This is a genomic window from Bacillus cereus group sp. MYBK220-1 (assembly GCF_051916445.1).
Classification (GTDB): domain Bacteria; phylum Bacillota; class Bacilli; order Bacillales; family Bacillaceae_G; genus Bacillus_A; species Bacillus_A cereus.
This window is the reverse complement of sequence record NZ_JBQAGQ010000002.1, coordinates 890,858-906,095: the sequence shown is the minus strand read 5'-3', so window position 1 is coordinate 906,095 and position 15,238 is coordinate 890,858. Positions and strand designations below refer to the sequence as shown.

Here is a 15,238-nt window from a genome sequence, read left to right as displayed (position 1 = left end):
GGATCCTCCTACTCTACAAAACTTTTAAATAGGAGCGCCTTACGCGTTCCATCTTTTCCAATAAAACAATTAAATTTATGCTTTCCATCTACATAACCAAGTAATTCATCCGAAACTTTCGTATGAAGCGGAATAATATCGCCTTCTTCAATTTGTTCAATCTCACTCATTGTCATTTTCTGCTCACCAATTGCAACGTGAACAGGTTTGTACACTTGATTTACTTTCACTTCCACTTCAGACGTATACTTTTTACGTTTATCTGAAGAATGTTCGACAATATTTTCAGACGTTAACTTATCCATAATTTCTTCAACAGATAAGAATGGAATTCCGATACGCACCGTCGTATTCCAAAAATCTGTTTTCATATTTACGTTAAGTAATGAAATAATATCGCTCGCTGTCGTAATCTTTAGTGCATTCGGATCTGTTTCTGTCGTTACAAATTTCGGTTCAATCGCAACAACACTTTCAAATGATTGCTCTAAATTTTTACAAAGAAGCAAGAATATATTATCAAGCGTTAAAAACTCAAACGCTGTTAACGGTCTACGCATCGTAAAGTTACGTTTACTATCTCCGCCAAGCCAACATTCATGAATATAAATAACGAATGCTAAATCAATCTCAATAACAATTTCTCCAAGCTCTGGTAAACCGAGATCAATTACGCAATATAAATAATAATCTTTCGGCATCTTCTCCACATACTCACTCGTAAATGGAACTTGCTCAACTGTTGAAGGTTCTAGTTCAATCGGAATACGCATACGCGCTGATAACGTCTGTGACGTCTGCTTTCCAAACGTAGAAGCAATCGCTTGCAAACTACGTAAATGCTCAACACCGAACTTCTCTGGTCTATTAAAATCATACTCTTGAAATTTCTCTTGCTTTCCTGCTTCTTGTGCGAAAGCTGGCATTTCCTCGCCTTCATTTACCGCCTTCAGCAGGGCATCAATTTGCTCTTGGCTTAATTTTTCGCCACTCATGACAATCCCCTTCCCTACCTTTTCAATTCAACGATTTCAACGTACATCTTTCCATTCTTCGTCAAAATCTTTCCGGTTCCAATCTCTTCATTCTCAAGCATAAGACGCACCGTATTTTTCGTTGAATTTTCAAGACGATACAATGTACCTTTCGTAATATGAAGCAGATCTTCAATTTTCTTTTTCGTATTTCCGATTTCAAAATAAATTGTTAACGGAATATCATCTTGTAATTTCAAATCTAGCCAACTCCCATATCATGTTCACGAAAATTTCATGTTCTCTCTATATATGAAACTTCTTATTTTGAAACGTCGATATTTAATATTTTTTTAATATATCCTTGCGTTTCTTTAAATGGCGGTACGCCTCCGTACTTTCTCACATTACCAGGACCAGCATTATAAGAAGCAAGCGCCAATACTAAGTCGCCGTTATTTTTCTTTAAATAACCGCTTAACTCTTTCACGCCACCTTCAATACTTTCAGCTGGTGAAAAGGGATTCTTCACACCCATCTCCTTCACATTCGCTGGCATAAGCTGCATAAGACCCATCGCACCGGCATGTGACACCGTTTTCGGATTAAAATTAGACTCTACTTCAATCATTTTTTGAATTAACGTTTTTGGAATTCCATATGTACGACTTACTCGATCAATAATATCCTCATACTTCCCTTCATTGGAAGAACGTATTTTTTGAATATTATACTTCTTCGTTAATTCCCACGTATCAGCGGCCTCATTTTTCGTTTCTGGGAAACGTCGTTCAAACTCTTTTTGCGCAACTTGCACTTCATCTGCTTTCTTCGTTTCAGCCTTTTCTTCAGGCTTACTCGCTTCCTCTACTTTATTAATAGTTTCTGCCGGTTTATTAACAACCGCTTCTATTTTCGTAGATTGTACCGGCTGACTCATATCTTCTACTTTTGCCGGCTGCGTAGTTTCTTTCGTCTCCTTCGCAGGTTCACTCTGCAACTTCTCTTGAAAACGGCTACTAACGAATGCTTGTGGACTACTTAGCTTTTGCTGAATTTGCCCTTTCTTATATGCAAGCACTTCTTTTACTATATTTCCAACTATCATAATATCACCTTTTCGGTAAACAAAGATAATCTAATATTAGAGTTTTTTTTTAAAGTTTGCAATAATCCTTTTAATAATTATGTAATAAAAAAATGAATATATTGTTAAACTGTTATTTTTTTATATTTATTAATTCGAATTTTTAGTTGACACCCGTTGTAGCAAGGATTACAATAAATCTCGAAATTGATTTTTTCGCATATTACCGTTTTTCAATTTGCAGAAAAGTCAATATAAAAAAATGGGGGTTTCTTAACATGAGAATTAATACAAACATTAACAGCATGCGTACGCAAGAGTACATGCGCCAAAACCAAGCAAAAATGAGCAACGCTATGGACCGTTTATCAAGCGGTAAACGTATCAACAACGCTTCTGACGATGCAGCAGGTCTTGCAATCGCAACTCGTATGCGTGCTCGTGAAAGCGGATTAGGAGTAGCTGCTAACAACACACAAGACGGTATTTCTTTAATTCGTACAACTGACTCAGCAATGAACTCAGTATCTAACATCTTACTTCGTATGCGTGACCTTGCAAACCAATCTGCAAACGGTACAAATACAGATAAAAACCAAGCTGCATTAGACAAAGAGTTTTCTGCATTAAAAGAACAAATCGATTACATCTCTAAAAACACAGAATTCAATGACAAAAAACTTTTAGATGGTTCTAATAAATCTATCGCAATTCAAACATTAGACTCATTCGACAAATCTAAACAAATTCAAATTAACTTAGCTGATACTTCTACAACAGCTTTAAAAATTGCTAACTTAACAATTGCTGACACTGGTTCTACTGCTGGAAGCGGAACAGCACTAACAGGTGCAGTAGCTGCTGACATTACTAAAGCAGCTACTGAAGCAGGCAAGTTGGTGGCACTTGATGGTTCTACTGGTAAAGGGGACACTAAAGGCTCATTAGTTACTTCTGTAGAGGCTTTTAAAACAGAATTTGATAAAGTAAAAAATAGCATGAATTCTTCTGATGTTGAAAAGATTTCAGCTGCTATCGAAAAATTTGAAACTGGTTCTGGTACTACATTAGATAACGCAAAAGAAATTGGAAAAATCTACGAAGCAGCTGTTGCCCAAAATGCACCTGTAGCAACTACTGACGTTAATGGAGCAAAAACTGCTGCAGATGCTTTATCTAACTTAGCTCTTAATGCAGCAGATGCAGATACAAAAATGGATACATTTGTTACTAATTTCAACACAATTAAACATGCTATGAATGCTGATGACGTAGAGAAAATTTCAGCTGCTATCGATAACTACAACAAAGTTGATGGATCTGGAAAAACAATTGAGAACGCTCGTGCAGTAGGTGCACTATTCTCAGCTGCTATCGCAGGTAAATCTACTAGTGGTGCTACTGCTGGAACAGGCAATGCATCTGCTGCAGTTAAAGCAATCGATGCTGCATTAGAAGCTATAGCTTCTAACCGTGCAACTCTAGGTGCTACATTAAACCGTCTAGACTTTAACGTAAACAACCTAAAGAGCCAAGCATCTAGTATGGCATCTGCTGCTTCTCAAGTAGAAGACGCTGACATGGCGAAAGAAATGTCTGAAATGACTAAGTTCAAAATCTTGAACGAAGCTGGTATCAGCATGCTTTCTCAAGCAAACCAAACTCCACAAATGGTTTCTAAATTATTACAATAAGCCATTTGAGTTAGTTTCCTGAATAAACCTCTCTGCTTGCAGAGAGGTTTATTTTTTCTATATAGATAGATTATTTATAAAAGCTTTCTTTTTTTCTTTTTATGTGGAAGAGAGCATCTGCGGTGCATAGAAGCGGTTAGTGCTTATCTTGATCCCCTCTTATGCTAAAACACAAATAGCAAATAAGCATAAGCCTTTTTATCTTTTCATGACCTTTTATTAACTTTAGAACACTAACTATATCAATCTATAAGGGGTGTCTATTATGCGTATTGGTACGAATGTTTTAAGTATGAATGCTAGGCAGTCGTTGTATGAGAATGAGAAACGTATGAATGTGGCAATGGAGCATTTGGCGACTGGTACGAAGTTGAACAACGCTTCGGATAATCCCGCTAATATTGCAATTGTGACTCGTATGCATGCGAGAGCGAGTGGTATGCGCGTGGCGATTCGTAATAATGAGGATGCGATATCGATGCTTCGCACGGCAGAAGCTGCCCTTCAAACTGTGACAAATATTTTACAGCGTATGCGTGATCTAGCCGTTCAATCTGCGAACGGTACGAATTCAAATAAAAACCGTGATTCACTGAATAAAGAGTTTCAGTCTTTAACAGAACAAATTGGCTATATTGGCGAGACAACTGAATTTAATGATTTATCCGTATTTGACGGTCAAAACCGCCCTATTACATTAGACGATATCGGTCATACAATAAATATGACGAAACATATTCCCCCTTCCCCTACACAACATAACATCAAGATTTCAACAGAACAAGAAGCAAGAGCGGCGATTCTTAAAATTGAAGAGGCTTTACAAAATGTATCACTTCATCGTGCCGACCTTGGCTCTATGATAAATCGTTTACAGTTCAATATTGAAAATTTAAATAGCCAAGGTATGGCGTTAACAGATGCTGCATCTCGAATTGAAGATGCAGACATGGCGCAGGAGATGAGTGATTTTTTAAAGTTCAAATTATTAACTGAAATTGCGCTTAGTATGGTTTCACAAGCGAATCAAATTCCGCAAATGGTTTCTAAACTACTACAATCGTAAAAGTTCATTTTCCATCTTTGGAACGATTCCATATAAAATAAAAGGGAAATACATATAAACTATGTATTTCCCTTTTATTTTGTACCCAAATTTTATTACTGTGTTACGGTCATAACTTGTCCACTACGATCAACCATTATTTTCATTTTACCGTCTTGTGCATTATATAGCCCTAGTTTATGTAATTCCATTTTACAATCTTGTACGAAAGTTGGTAATTTACGAATTTGATCGATATCAGAACTTGTAATGAAATGAATTAAAAGCTGCGTCATACCTTTAATATCTTGTACAAGCTCTTCTTTCTCTCGTTTTAACCTTTCATTTTCTAGTTGTAACGACTGCAATTCACCTTCTAAGCTACGTGTATTCTTTGCTTCTCTAGAACGCCCTGCTGCCATGCTAGAAAGCTTATAAATACCTTCCATAAACTGATGTAGTTCGTCTTCTTTCCTTTCACTACATTGATTAATTGTTTCAAAGTTATCAACGATACCAGATATAACTGTTACAAGATTTTTTTCATCTTCTTTATGCTGGATTTCTTCTTTTAATTCGTACTCATTTTCTTGTTTTCTTGCAACGATTGTCTCTTTTACTGGTATATATTTTCTCTTGCGTCCTGGTTTTTGTTTTTCAATATTTTCAAACGGTATTTCACGTTTTTTCAATTTATAATACGTATTTTGCAATTGACTTTCTGTTTTTGGAAAAAGATTTAGTTCATTTTTACTTACGTATTTTGAAATATTTAAAATGTTTAAACCGTGACGTTGACAAAATTGATACACTTCATACAGTAGCTCTAGTTCAGACTTCAGCCATGTAATTGCTGATTTTTCATATGCTCGCATCCCGCCATTTTTTTCTATATCTATTTGAAATAATACCATTCTATTATGTAAATCAACTAATTCTTCATACTTTACTTGGAATTCTTTTTCTATTTTTTTAAATTCCACCTCTAGTTGCATATCGTTCATTTTATTATTTGACATGTTTTGTAAAAGACCTAATACATTAATTGCTGTGTGGTGATACATAATCTGTGCCACTCCCCCTCATCCTTTCACAATTCTCATCTGACTCCCATGTCTTTTAAGAAAATAGCAATTTTTACATATCCATATTATAACAGTTCGAAATTATCTGTCAAATAATAAACATACAAAAATGTATAGAAAGTATAAAAATTTGGAAAATGTTTTTTTATTAATATGCAAAATTGCATATTAATTACATTTAATTATATTATATGGTATTTTGAATATTTTTTCACCGAAAAAATTTGCGTTACCACGAAATATTAATAAAATAACCATTGAAAATACGTTCTTTTATATTTTCAAATCAAAAATCTTCAAATGAAGATTTTTTCATACATACAGCAGCAAACACCCCCAGAAACCTTTCATTTTTCTGCCAGCTTAAAGTATAGAATACTAAAAAGGAATTAGCCATATGTAGCATTGGCTAATTCCTTCCTCTCTCTAACAAAATAGAGTTATAAACCCAGTCTTCAAATCCTCAATCGAAGTCTCACTTCTTCTTACCTAAAACTACTTCATACCTCTGAACTCACATCGCATGAGACTCTATTAAGCACTGAAAAATTCCTTACATAAGTAGTTCCTCTATTCCTACTAAATAGAAAAATGTTATACACCAGCTCTTCTAGTTACCTATATCTCAACATCGCATAGGGCTCTATTAAGCACTGACCGCTCAACACTTGGCTAGAGCTTCTATTCCGGCTAAATAGAAACTTTTAAAGTACTAACTTATCAACTAAACCAATTAGCTCTTGAATATCTGGCTTACTTACTTGAGCATTTGCTCCTACAGCTTCACCTTTATGGAATAATTCATTTGTAATTAATGAAGAGAAAATAATGACTGGTAAACGATTCATTACTTCACTATCCTTAACCACTTTCGTTAAATGATGTCCATCCATTTTTGGCATTTCAATATCCGTAATTAGCAAGTGAATATGTTCAAACATTTTTTCGCCTTGCTCTTTCGCTAATTTTTCAATTTGTGCTAACGCTTCTGCACCATTGCTGAAGAAGTTCATTTTCGTATATCCAGCTGATGATAATGTTTCTTCTAATATTTGGCGAAGCATCGCTGAATCTTCTGCAATGTAAATTACTTTTTCAGCTCGATCTGTTTTTTGTTCTAATCCTGCAATTGATTTATTGTCATAACCAGTGCCGCTAATTTCACATACAATTTTTTCATAATCTAATAGTAAGATGATTTTTCCATCTAGTTTTACAATACCAGATGTCGTTTCTTCTAGTCCCATAGATAATGAAGCAGGTTCATCAATTTGTTCCCACGAAATACGTTGAATACGATGCACTTCATCAACGCGGAAAATAACTTTCATTTGGTTTAATTCTGAGATGATAAATTTCGTTTGATCAAGTGGCTTTGTTGACTTTAAATTAAGAGCCATTGCCAAGTTAATAACAGGTAAAATTTCACCACGTACTTGAACAACACCTTCAACTGCATGATGAGATTCTGGCACAGTTGTAACAGGGAATGGATTAATGATTTCACGTACTTTCATTACATTAATACTAAATAGGTTTTCACCAACAGTGTACGTAACAATCTCTAATTCATTTGTTCCGCTTTCTAATAAAATACTTTGTGCTTGTGACATAAAGGTGTCGCTCCCCTTCCATTAATTCCGTATATCTAATTATTAAGCTTTATAAAAGCGAAAAAGTCAACTACCTATATAAAAAATATAGATAGTCGAACGATTCATTTTATTAAAAAACAATTAATCTTGTATAAACGAAGCAAGTGCCTCTAATAACACTTCTTGTGCTCCTACAATTTCGGTCGGCATTGCTTCCCATTTTTTCGAAAGCTCCGTCTCTACTCTTATTCTCAGCTCAGAATTCATTTCTGCTAGCACATATTCTTTCGTTGCTATATCAACATCAAGTAGCGCAAGTGCATATAATTCCGGGTCATTTATTTCTTCGAATAATCGTTTTAATACTACCGGTGCTATATGTTTTAATTTTTCAATATGAATTTCCTTATCCGAAAATAGTAACTCATATTGAATAAACGTAACATTTTCTTTAATCACTTTAAAATAACAATTATTTTTTTTATCATTCACAAAATAACCGTTTGGATCTGCGATAATACTTTCTACTTTACGAATTAAATCTGGCAAACTATTCGCCGCCATTACAGTCCGCTGCTCAACCTCACTCGGCGAAATGAATGTAACGCGATACTTATTTTGCGCCATCCTCCTCACCTCTCCTTTTATAAAAATCTATCGTCACATACTATCCAGAAGGCACTTGCCTACTATGAAATGATTATCTCAGTACGCCTCCATAGCTCTATTCTTACAACTAGGAGCTCTTCTGGACCATAACTGTTTATCAACACTAAACTTTGCTTACCTCTTCTTATACTACCCTAGTAACTCTCCATACCTCTATCCTTACACATCAGTCGAGGCCCTATTAGGCACTAACCGCTCCAAAACATCGCCAGGTCCTCTCTCAAAACCTAAAAAGTGCTTTTAAGAACCTTTCAATAACTCTATGTTATTAAACCAAAACGCTATTTGCTGATCCGTAATATTTGGCAACATAACAAAAAACTCACGACACTTCATCTCATCCTTAAACAGTTGATACTTCCAAACGCTATCGCTACCAACACTTATGAAATAAAACTCATGGATACGGCCAATGATTGCTTGTTTTTCACCAAATGAATACGGAGGCACTTGCTTAATTTCAAATTGATCTGGTAAATATACATGCTCTTCTCGTTCTATTTTTAATACTTGCTCGGCAAGTTCACGTTTATTTTCGAAAAAAGGCAATTGTAAAATTCGCTCTTGTCTTGTCATACGAATAAAAAACCCTTTCTACTCCATTACATTTTTTCCATGCGATATATTATCGAATTAAGTTTACAACTTCATTTAATACTTCATCTGAAACTTTAATTACTTTCGCATTTCCTTGGAATCCGCGTTGGTATAACATTAAGTCAACGAATTCTACAGATAAATCTACGTTTGCACCTTCTTGTGCACCACCGCGTACTTTACCTGCACCGTTTTGACCAGATGCACCAAGAGCTAAAATACCTGTTGTATTCGTTGCTGTATAGTTACCATTACCTGTTTTCATTAGTCCGCCTTCGTTTGGGAACATCGCAACAGCTAATTGACCTGCAGATTTCATACTTCCATCAGAATATTTTACCATTACGTATCCACCGTCAGCAATGAAGCAATCTTTAACCGTCGCTGCTGCTCTACCATCTACGTCTGTTACTGATAATGTTTTATCTGTTGGATGATTTGTTAAATGGCTTAAGTCTAATTTTATAGAACCGCCATCAAATGGAATATTGGCTCCTTGCTCTTTCGGATTTGGATTTCCGACAGCATCAAATGTCATATTACCACCTGCACCTGGAACATCCTTAAACTCTGTTTCTTTTTTCGAGTCATTACGCATTTGTACTTTATATGTATAGTTATGTTCACTCGTTTGTTTAAACTCTACACGCATTGTCCATGTATTCCCCGCATTATCATATACAGGTAAATCTTGTGTAATTTGTTTTTCACCAGTTGGAATATTCCCTTTAATTGTCCCTTTCGATGTTCGAATACCACCAATTGCTGTTCCCATTGGAATTTGCAACGGTCCTGGAATTCCAGATAAATCAACTTCACCAGTTGCCTCATTTGCAGGGTATGCAAATACGTATTGACCTTCAGTATTCGTAATATAGTAATCTGAAGATATCCCAAACGTACCTTTACGAGTAAATTCCATATTTCCGCCTTTTGAATCACCCACAACGAAGAAACCATTACCTTCCATTGCGGCTTGTGTTTTACCACCTGTTAACGTAATTGTACCATCACTATAATCCGTAACCGTACCACTCATTTTCACACCGTTACCAATACTTTTCGGATTTGTTCCGGCGTATTTACCGTCACCTTTTGCACCAATCGAATTGTTATATAGTAAATCATCAAACATTGCTTTTTGTTTTTTATAACCTACTGTTTGTGCATTGGCAATATTATTTGAAGTTACACTTAATGCATTTTGTGTTGCATTCATTCCTGTAATACTTGTATATAACGCTTTAATCATAACGTATGGACACTCCTTATGAATTTGTAGTTTTTACTTCTTCAGTTACTTTTTGATCGTCTTTCTTTGCGTCTTCTGGATTCGTTTCTCCAATCGGTTTATCAGACACTCTCTCAACGAAACGAAGAGATACAACTTTATTATTAATAACGAGCTGCACATCGTTATTTTCTGCAAGGCGAACTGTCTCTACTTGACCAGTTACTTTGTTTCCTTCGCCGTCAACACCTCTTACGTATTTCCCTAAAAACTTCATTCCACCATCAAGTGCTGTTGAATACATCGTTGATTGCAGCTTATCTACTGCTTTCGTCATATTCTGTACTTGTTCCATAAGAGATAACTGCGCTGTCTGATTCATCATTTGATTCATATCCATCGCATTAAATGGATCTTGATGTTGGAAACTTGATAAAAATAATTTTAGGAAATCATCTTTCCCCATTACCCCAGGAGTCTTTTGCGCTCCTGCCGAAACTCCATTACTTTGTTGCACTGGCGATTGTACACCATTAACAGGTACATTACTTTTTTGCGCTCCTGCTTGTAACGGAATATGATTTGTACTCGTTGTATTTAATCCAACTGTTGGCACGCTTTATTCCTCCAATAATCCCGCAAATTCTGTTGATTGTTGTTTTTCATGATTTGTATTTGCTAATTTTTGTTTTTGCCTTTGCTCTTGTTCTCGCTGTTCTTTACGATTTTCATCTTTATCTGAATAGCTAATTTGAATATTGATTTCTTTTTCTTTTAACTTTAATCTCAATTCATCAAAAATGATTTCAACACGTTTTTTCGCATCGTGTTTTTCCATTTCTACGTGAACGTCAATTTGATCTCCGTGTTTTTTCATAAACACTGTTAATGTACCAAGTTTTTCTGGATTTAACTGGAATAAAACACGTTCTTGTTTCACTACAAATTTTTGCAGCGCTTCTACTTGCGCTTCCATTTTCTTTCCTAAGTCAGGTAATGAAACTTTCTCAGCACCACTATTTGATTTCCCTACTTGTTCGGTACTCGTCGTTTTATTTAATAATTCTGCACCTGCAGAGCTCGAATCGTTTAATGCATCAACTTCTGGCAACTCTACCTTTGCATCATCGCTCTCAAGTTTCGGAAGATCTACCTCTTTAGACTCTTCTTGTTCCTTTGCAATATTACAAGTTTCTGTTTCTACAACCTTCAATGCTTGCATCGTTTGCTCTGGCATCTTCATTTTGTCTAATACCATTTGCATTGTATCTTCTAAACATATAGCATTTTTGATATTCATATTTGAAAGAAGTTCTTGTAATTGTTGTAATTCAGCTGCAGGTAATTCATTAAGTTTAATATTGCCATATTCTTTATATAGCTCTTGTATTTTTTGTATGTATTGATATAACAATTCCGGCTGCACATGTAATTGCTCAATTGCAACCATTTGCTCAGATACAGCTAATAACAACTGTTCTGTCTCTTTTTTTTCTTCTTTCTTTACAATTGGTTCTTCTTTCGTTACCGATGGTTTAGAAAGGTTATATTCTTTTTTCTCTTCTTTTGGTGCTTCTTCTCGTTTCGTTTTCTCCGTTTTCGGCTGCTTTTTATTTTCGATTCTCATCGTACGATCGAATGAAGAATCTTCATTTTTCGATTGTACTTCTAGCCCTTTTTCTTTTTGCGGAGGTAAACTTTGTTGCACCGGTAATACAGACTGTATCACTACATTCACCTCATCCATTCATACACATTTTCAAATCCAGAAGCATTTTTTCTTCCAGCTTTTCTTGTGCTTTCGCAAGCTTTCTGCAATCTTCTTGATACATCTCATCAATGACACGTTCTTTTTCTTTTACTTGCTCTAAAAGGCTTTCATTTTTTTGAATAAAACCTTCTGTTTTTTTAATTTTTCGATTCCATTCTTCTATTCTTTCAGGTGAAAACGTATGTGAAGAAAGCATGCCAGCCATAATACGTTGCCCAGTTTGTACGACTTTACTACGCGATTTCACAACATATAAATCATATTCTTTTTTTTGTTCTATTTTTCTTTTTTCAGCTGTTAATTCATACACTTCTTTTAAAATATGCTCTTTTTCTTGATTTATTTGCAATTTTATTGTGTCGTACTGCTGTTTATCCACCTGTTTTCATAGCCCCTTCCTATTATAACGTTCTCTTTTTCTATTATATAGTTTTTTTCCAAAAAAATCTGTGAAATATTAAAAAACAAAAAAATAAGACCTCTTGGGCAGAGGCCTTATACTATATGGTGTATCGCTTCAACGATATCATCAAATGGGAAACTATCCGATCGGCCTTGCTTTAAAAATGTATTTATGCCTTCTACTTTATTTTTACATTCAAAAATATAAGCATTTTCTTCATTTTCTTGAATCGTTCCTAACTTAAAATACAATTCATTTTCTTTATAAATTGATAAAATCTTTCTCATTTCATTTGCAAGTTGCCAATGATGTGGTGAAACGATTTCTTCCATAATCCTACTTACTGAATCTAATACTGAAATTGCAGGATAATGACTAAGCGTTGCAAGCTCACGCTTTAATACGATATGTCCATCTAAAATACCACGTGCTAAATCTGGTACAGGACCATTTAAATCATCCCCATCAACAAGTACCGTATAAATACCTGTTATAGATCCCTTTTGTGTTTTTCCAGACCGCTCTAACAACTTCTTCATATAACTTTCCATTAACAGTGTTTTACCACCAATCGGTAACTCTTTAACAGCAATATCAACACTTCTTCGTGCATCGGCAAAACGAGTAACAGAGTCCATCATAAGTAATACGTTATTGCCTTGATCACGGAAGTATTCAGCAATAGACGTTGCGAGTTTCGCTGCACGAAGTTGCATAAGGTGACTTTCATCTGACGTCGCTACAACAACGACGCTTTTTCGCATCCCTTCCTCGCCTAACTCTTTTCGAATAAAGTCTTTTACTTCCCGGCCACGTTCTCCTACTAAACTAATAACGTTTATATCAGCTTTTGCATTTTTTGCTATCATTCCAAGTAAAGTTGATTTACCAACACCTGACCCAGCAAAAATACCAATCTTTTGACCGATACCAATTGTTAGCATAGAATCAATTGATTTTATTCCTGTTTCAAATACATCGGTAATCTCTTCACGTTCAAATGCATGTATAGGCGGTGCATCTAGTTTTATTTTCTGTAATGGAATGTTTTCAGCTTCCTCATTTAACACTTCACCATTTGCACTTAACACTTTTCCGAGCAAGTGATTACCACGTGGTACAACAACATCTTCTGAAACTAGTGTCACTGAATCTCCATAACATACTTTTTCTGTCTGTTCAAATGGAAGTAGCATATTATTTTCTTTTTCAATGGCAATCACTTCACATAAGACGTTATGTTCTCCAACGAAGCAAACATCTCCGATCTTCGCTTTCGGCCCTTTTGCTACGAAAAACTGTTCTTGTACACTATGAACTTTGCCTACTTTCGTATACAGCGGTGTTTCAATGAACTTATTCCATTTTTCGTTCTCATTCATTAACAGGCGGCTCATACATTTTGCTCCTCAAATAACTTCTCTTCTTCCCATTTCTGACGAAGTTTCGCAAATATAGGTGCAAATTTAAATTCAAAGAACTCTTTCTCTTCTTCCAGAACAAATTCACCAAACTGCAGGGAGAAATCATATTTCCATTCTACTAATTGTAGTAACCAATATTCTTTCGTATTCTCCTTCTCTTCTTGAATACGTTCAAACGTTTCTGGATGTACTGTAATGATTAATTTTTCAAACGAAGTTGGCAATGTTTGCACGATGCCAGTTAAAATAGGTAGCACATCAAGCAATCGTGAATCTACCGCTTGATTCACAATTTTTTCTGCTAAATGAAATGATTGATCCCATAATAACTCTGTCCATTCATATGCTATTTCTTGTTGTTCTTTTTGAAACTGCACACGCGCTGCTTCCATCTGTTCCATTTGTTCATGAATATGCATTTGAAATTGTTCTTTATCTTGTAATAACTGCTGACGCTCTCGTTCTAGCATTTGCTGCTCTTGCCTTAGCTGATTCATTTCCATATGTAATGATTCTTGCTGGGCGCGAAGCTGTGCATGATCTGCTTGTAATTCTTCCTCTTCTATTTGGACTGAAGCTGGTTTTGGAAATTGTAATTCATACGTTTCTTCAGAAAAAGAAACAGAATTCTTCGGAATTCTGTTTTTAAATAAGGACATCCTCTTCACCTCTTTGAACGATAATTCTTCCTTCTTTCTCTAGCTTTTTCACTGTACCAGTGATCGTTTGCTGCGCTTTTTCAGCATCCGTCATCTTAAGCGGTCCTAAGCCATCTAATTCTTCTAGAATCATCTCTTTACGGTTTGAAGACATACATGTAAATAATTTCTCTTTAATTTCTTCTTTTGCAATTTTAAGTGCTTTCGCAAGAACACCGTTATCTGTAATTTCTTCTAATACACGGCGAAGCGCAAGATCTTCAAGACCAAGTAAGTCTTCAAAGACAAACATATTTTCTTTAATTTTCTCAGATAACTCATAATCGACTTCATCCAGTTTTTGAAAGACTGTTTTTTCAACACCTCGTGAAACATTATTTAAAATGTTTACGATTGTTTTCAAGCCATCAGTTTTATTAATTGCACTAAATGCCATATTATTTAATTTCGTTTTTAACAACTCACCAATTTGATTAATTAATTCACCATCAACTTGTTCTAGTTTCGCAATACCCATTACCGTTTCTACTCGCTTATGATCTGGCAATCTCTCAATTAATTGAGACGCAAGTTGCGGTTTAATATAAGAAGCGATAATTGCAATTGTTTGTGGTGACTCATCATTAAGCACTGTAAGAAGTGGTTCTAAATCTGTAAGTGAATTTAAGAATTCAAATGGATTATCTTTGTTATACCAAAGGTCTTCCAATAATTTTTCCAGTTCGTCTTCTGGCATGTTTTTAAATATACGACGAATATACTCTTTATCTGGAGTGACTAAGTTCAATTCTTTTACATTTAGTTCATATAAGAACTCTCCTAGTACATTCTCTAACGTTTCTGGTTTATATACACGAAACTTCGCAATTTCACGAAGTAATACTTCTTTTTCCTCAGCTGTCATATATTCAATGACTTTTGCTGCCACCCCTTCGTCTAATGTACGAATGAGGATGGCAGCTTTTTCTTTGGAGGAGATTTCATCTAACATCGTTGTTCCTCCC

General features: G+C 35.2%; 16 protein-coding genes. 2 read left to right on the top strand and 14 right to left on the bottom strand.

Annotated elements, in window-relative coordinates:
- Positions 1–8 precede the first annotated feature (8 nt).
- The 3 genes from fliM to ACTFRU_RS11610 form a co-directional block, all read right to left on the bottom strand.
- The gene (gene fliM, locus ACTFRU_RS11620) at positions 9–995 is read right to left on the bottom strand and encodes a flagellar motor switch protein FliM (RefSeq protein ID WP_000012360.1); all 987 of its coding nucleotides are present in this window, start codon (positions 993–995) and stop codon (positions 9–11) included.
- Positions 996–1,009: 14 nt separating this feature from the next.
- Positions 1,010–1,234 carry a flagellar motor switch protein FliN gene (locus ACTFRU_RS11615; RefSeq protein WP_000775712.1) on the bottom strand — a complete coding sequence of 75 codons (225 nt, stop codon included), beginning with the start codon at positions 1,232–1,234 and terminating at the stop codon, positions 1,010–1,012.
- Between the two features lie 62 nt (positions 1,235–1,296).
- Positions 1,297–2,082: a lytic transglycosylase domain-containing protein gene (locus ACTFRU_RS11610; protein WP_078385178.1), complete on the bottom strand. Its 786-nt coding sequence runs from the start codon at positions 2,080–2,082 to the stop codon at positions 1,297–1,299.
- Between the two features lie 257 nt (positions 2,083–2,339).
- Between ACTFRU_RS11610 and ACTFRU_RS11605 the strand changes: the two genes are divergently transcribed.
- A complete protein-coding gene (locus ACTFRU_RS11605) occupies positions 2,340–3,755 on the top strand; it encodes a flagellin N-terminal helical domain-containing protein (RefSeq protein WP_088859457.1) in 1,416 nt (471 codons plus the stop codon).
- A 265-nt stretch (positions 3,756–4,020) separates the two neighbouring features.
- A complete protein-coding gene (locus ACTFRU_RS11600) occupies positions 4,021–4,821 on the top strand; it encodes a flagellin N-terminal helical domain-containing protein (protein WP_088859456.1) in 801 nt (266 codons plus the stop codon).
- Positions 4,822–4,916: 95 nt separating this feature from the next.
- On the opposite strand, the gene ACTFRU_RS11595 is transcribed toward ACTFRU_RS11600, so the two are convergent.
- The 11 genes from ACTFRU_RS11595 to fliG all read right to left on the bottom strand — a co-directional run bounded on the left by ACTFRU_RS11595 (position 4,917) and on the right by fliG (position 15,225).
- Entirely contained in the window at positions 4,917–5,864 is a 948-nt protein-coding gene (locus ACTFRU_RS11595) for a DNA-binding domain-containing protein (RefSeq protein WP_000274682.1), read from the bottom strand.
- Positions 5,865–6,589: 725 nt separating this feature from the next.
- Complete coding sequence (locus ACTFRU_RS11590; protein WP_000075943.1) at positions 6,590–7,498, bottom strand: chemotaxis protein; 909 nt, start codon at positions 7,496–7,498, stop codon at positions 6,590–6,592.
- Between the two features lie 123 nt (positions 7,499–7,621).
- On the bottom strand, positions 7,622–8,107 hold the full coding sequence (locus tag ACTFRU_RS11585) for a hypothetical protein (protein ID WP_000068298.1): 486 nt from the start codon (positions 8,105–8,107) through the stop codon (positions 7,622–7,624).
- 282 nt (positions 8,108–8,389) lie between these two features.
- Positions 8,390–8,725, bottom strand: a complete 336-nt coding sequence (locus ACTFRU_RS11580; RefSeq protein ID WP_000198166.1) for a DUF3964 family protein — start codon at positions 8,723–8,725, stop codon at positions 8,390–8,392.
- Positions 8,726–8,774: 49 nt separating this feature from the next.
- Positions 8,775–9,998 (bottom strand): flagellar hook protein FlgE, encoded by a 1,224-nt coding sequence (locus ACTFRU_RS11575; protein ID WP_000588320.1) that lies wholly within the window; start codon positions 9,996–9,998, stop codon positions 8,775–8,777.
- A 16-nt stretch (positions 9,999–10,014) separates the two neighbouring features.
- Positions 10,015–10,593 carry a flagellar hook assembly protein FlgD gene (locus tag ACTFRU_RS11570; protein ID WP_001143463.1) on the bottom strand — a complete coding sequence of 193 codons (579 nt, stop codon included), beginning with the start codon at positions 10,591–10,593 and terminating at the stop codon, positions 10,015–10,017.
- Positions 10,594–10,596: 3 nt separating this feature from the next.
- Positions 10,597–11,706: a flagellar hook-length control protein FliK gene (locus tag ACTFRU_RS11565; RefSeq protein ID WP_000616450.1), complete on the bottom strand. Its 1,110-nt coding sequence runs from the start codon at positions 11,704–11,706 to the stop codon at positions 10,597–10,599.
- A gap of 10 nt (positions 11,707–11,716) precedes the next feature.
- Entirely contained in the window at positions 11,717–12,127 is a 411-nt protein-coding gene (locus ACTFRU_RS11560) for a hypothetical protein (protein ID WP_000360859.1), read from the bottom strand.
- A 116-nt stretch (positions 12,128–12,243) separates the two neighbouring features.
- The gene (locus ACTFRU_RS11555) at positions 12,244–13,548 is read right to left on the bottom strand and encodes a flagellar protein export ATPase FliI (RefSeq protein ID WP_000088690.1); all 1,305 of its coding nucleotides are present in this window, start codon (positions 13,546–13,548) and stop codon (positions 12,244–12,246) included.
- Entirely contained in the window at positions 13,545–14,234 is a 690-nt protein-coding gene (locus tag ACTFRU_RS11550; protein ID WP_016122221.1) for a FliH/SctL family protein, read from the bottom strand. The genes ACTFRU_RS11555 and ACTFRU_RS11550 overlap by 4 nt, the downstream gene beginning before the upstream one ends.
- On the bottom strand, positions 14,221–15,225 hold the full coding sequence (gene fliG, locus ACTFRU_RS11545) for a flagellar motor switch protein FliG (protein WP_000883356.1): 1,005 nt from the start codon (positions 15,223–15,225) through the stop codon (positions 14,221–14,223). Before fliG ends, ACTFRU_RS11550 begins: the two co-directional genes overlap by 14 nt.
- Positions 15,226–15,238 lie beyond the last annotated feature (13 nt).

Excerpts from the sequence above, each read along its gene's own strand:
- ACTFRU_RS11575 (WP_000588320.1), bottom strand. The coding sequence starts at position 9,998 with ATGATTAAAGCGTTATATACAAGTATTACAGGAATGAATGCAACACAA.
- fliM (WP_000012360.1), bottom strand. The coding sequence starts at position 995 with ATGAGTGGCGAAAAATTAAGCCAAGAGCAAATTGATGCCCTGCTGAAG.
- fliG (WP_000883356.1), bottom strand. The coding sequence starts at position 15,225 with ATGTTAGATGAAATCTCCTCCAAAGAAAAAGCTGCCATCCTCATTCGT.
- ACTFRU_RS11555 (WP_000088690.1), bottom strand. The coding sequence starts at position 13,548 with ATGAGCCGCCTGTTAATGAATGAGAACGAAAAATGGAATAAGTTCATT.
- ACTFRU_RS11580 (WP_000198166.1), bottom strand. The coding sequence starts at position 8,725 with ATGACAAGACAAGAGCGAATTTTACAATTGCCTTTTTTCGAAAATAAA.
- ACTFRU_RS11585 (WP_000068298.1), bottom strand. The coding sequence starts at position 8,107 with ATGGCGCAAAATAAGTATCGCGTTACATTCATTTCGCCGAGTGAGGTT.
- ACTFRU_RS11595 (WP_000274682.1), bottom strand. The coding sequence starts at position 5,864 with ATGTATCACCACACAGCAATTAATGTATTAGGTCTTTTACAAAACATG.
- ACTFRU_RS11610 (WP_078385178.1), bottom strand. The coding sequence starts at position 2,082 with ATGATAGTTGGAAATATAGTAAAAGAAGTGCTTGCATATAAGAAAGGG.
- ACTFRU_RS11605 (WP_088859457.1), top strand. The coding sequence starts at position 2,340 with ATGAGAATTAATACAAACATTAACAGCATGCGTACGCAAGAGTACATG.
- ACTFRU_RS11590 (WP_000075943.1), bottom strand. The coding sequence starts at position 7,498 with ATGTCACAAGCACAAAGTATTTTATTAGAAAGCGGAACAAATGAATTA.
- ACTFRU_RS11550 (WP_016122221.1), bottom strand. The coding sequence starts at position 14,234 with ATGTCCTTATTTAAAAACAGAATTCCGAAGAATTCTGTTTCTTTTTCT.
- ACTFRU_RS11600 (WP_088859456.1), top strand. The coding sequence starts at position 4,021 with ATGCGTATTGGTACGAATGTTTTAAGTATGAATGCTAGGCAGTCGTTG.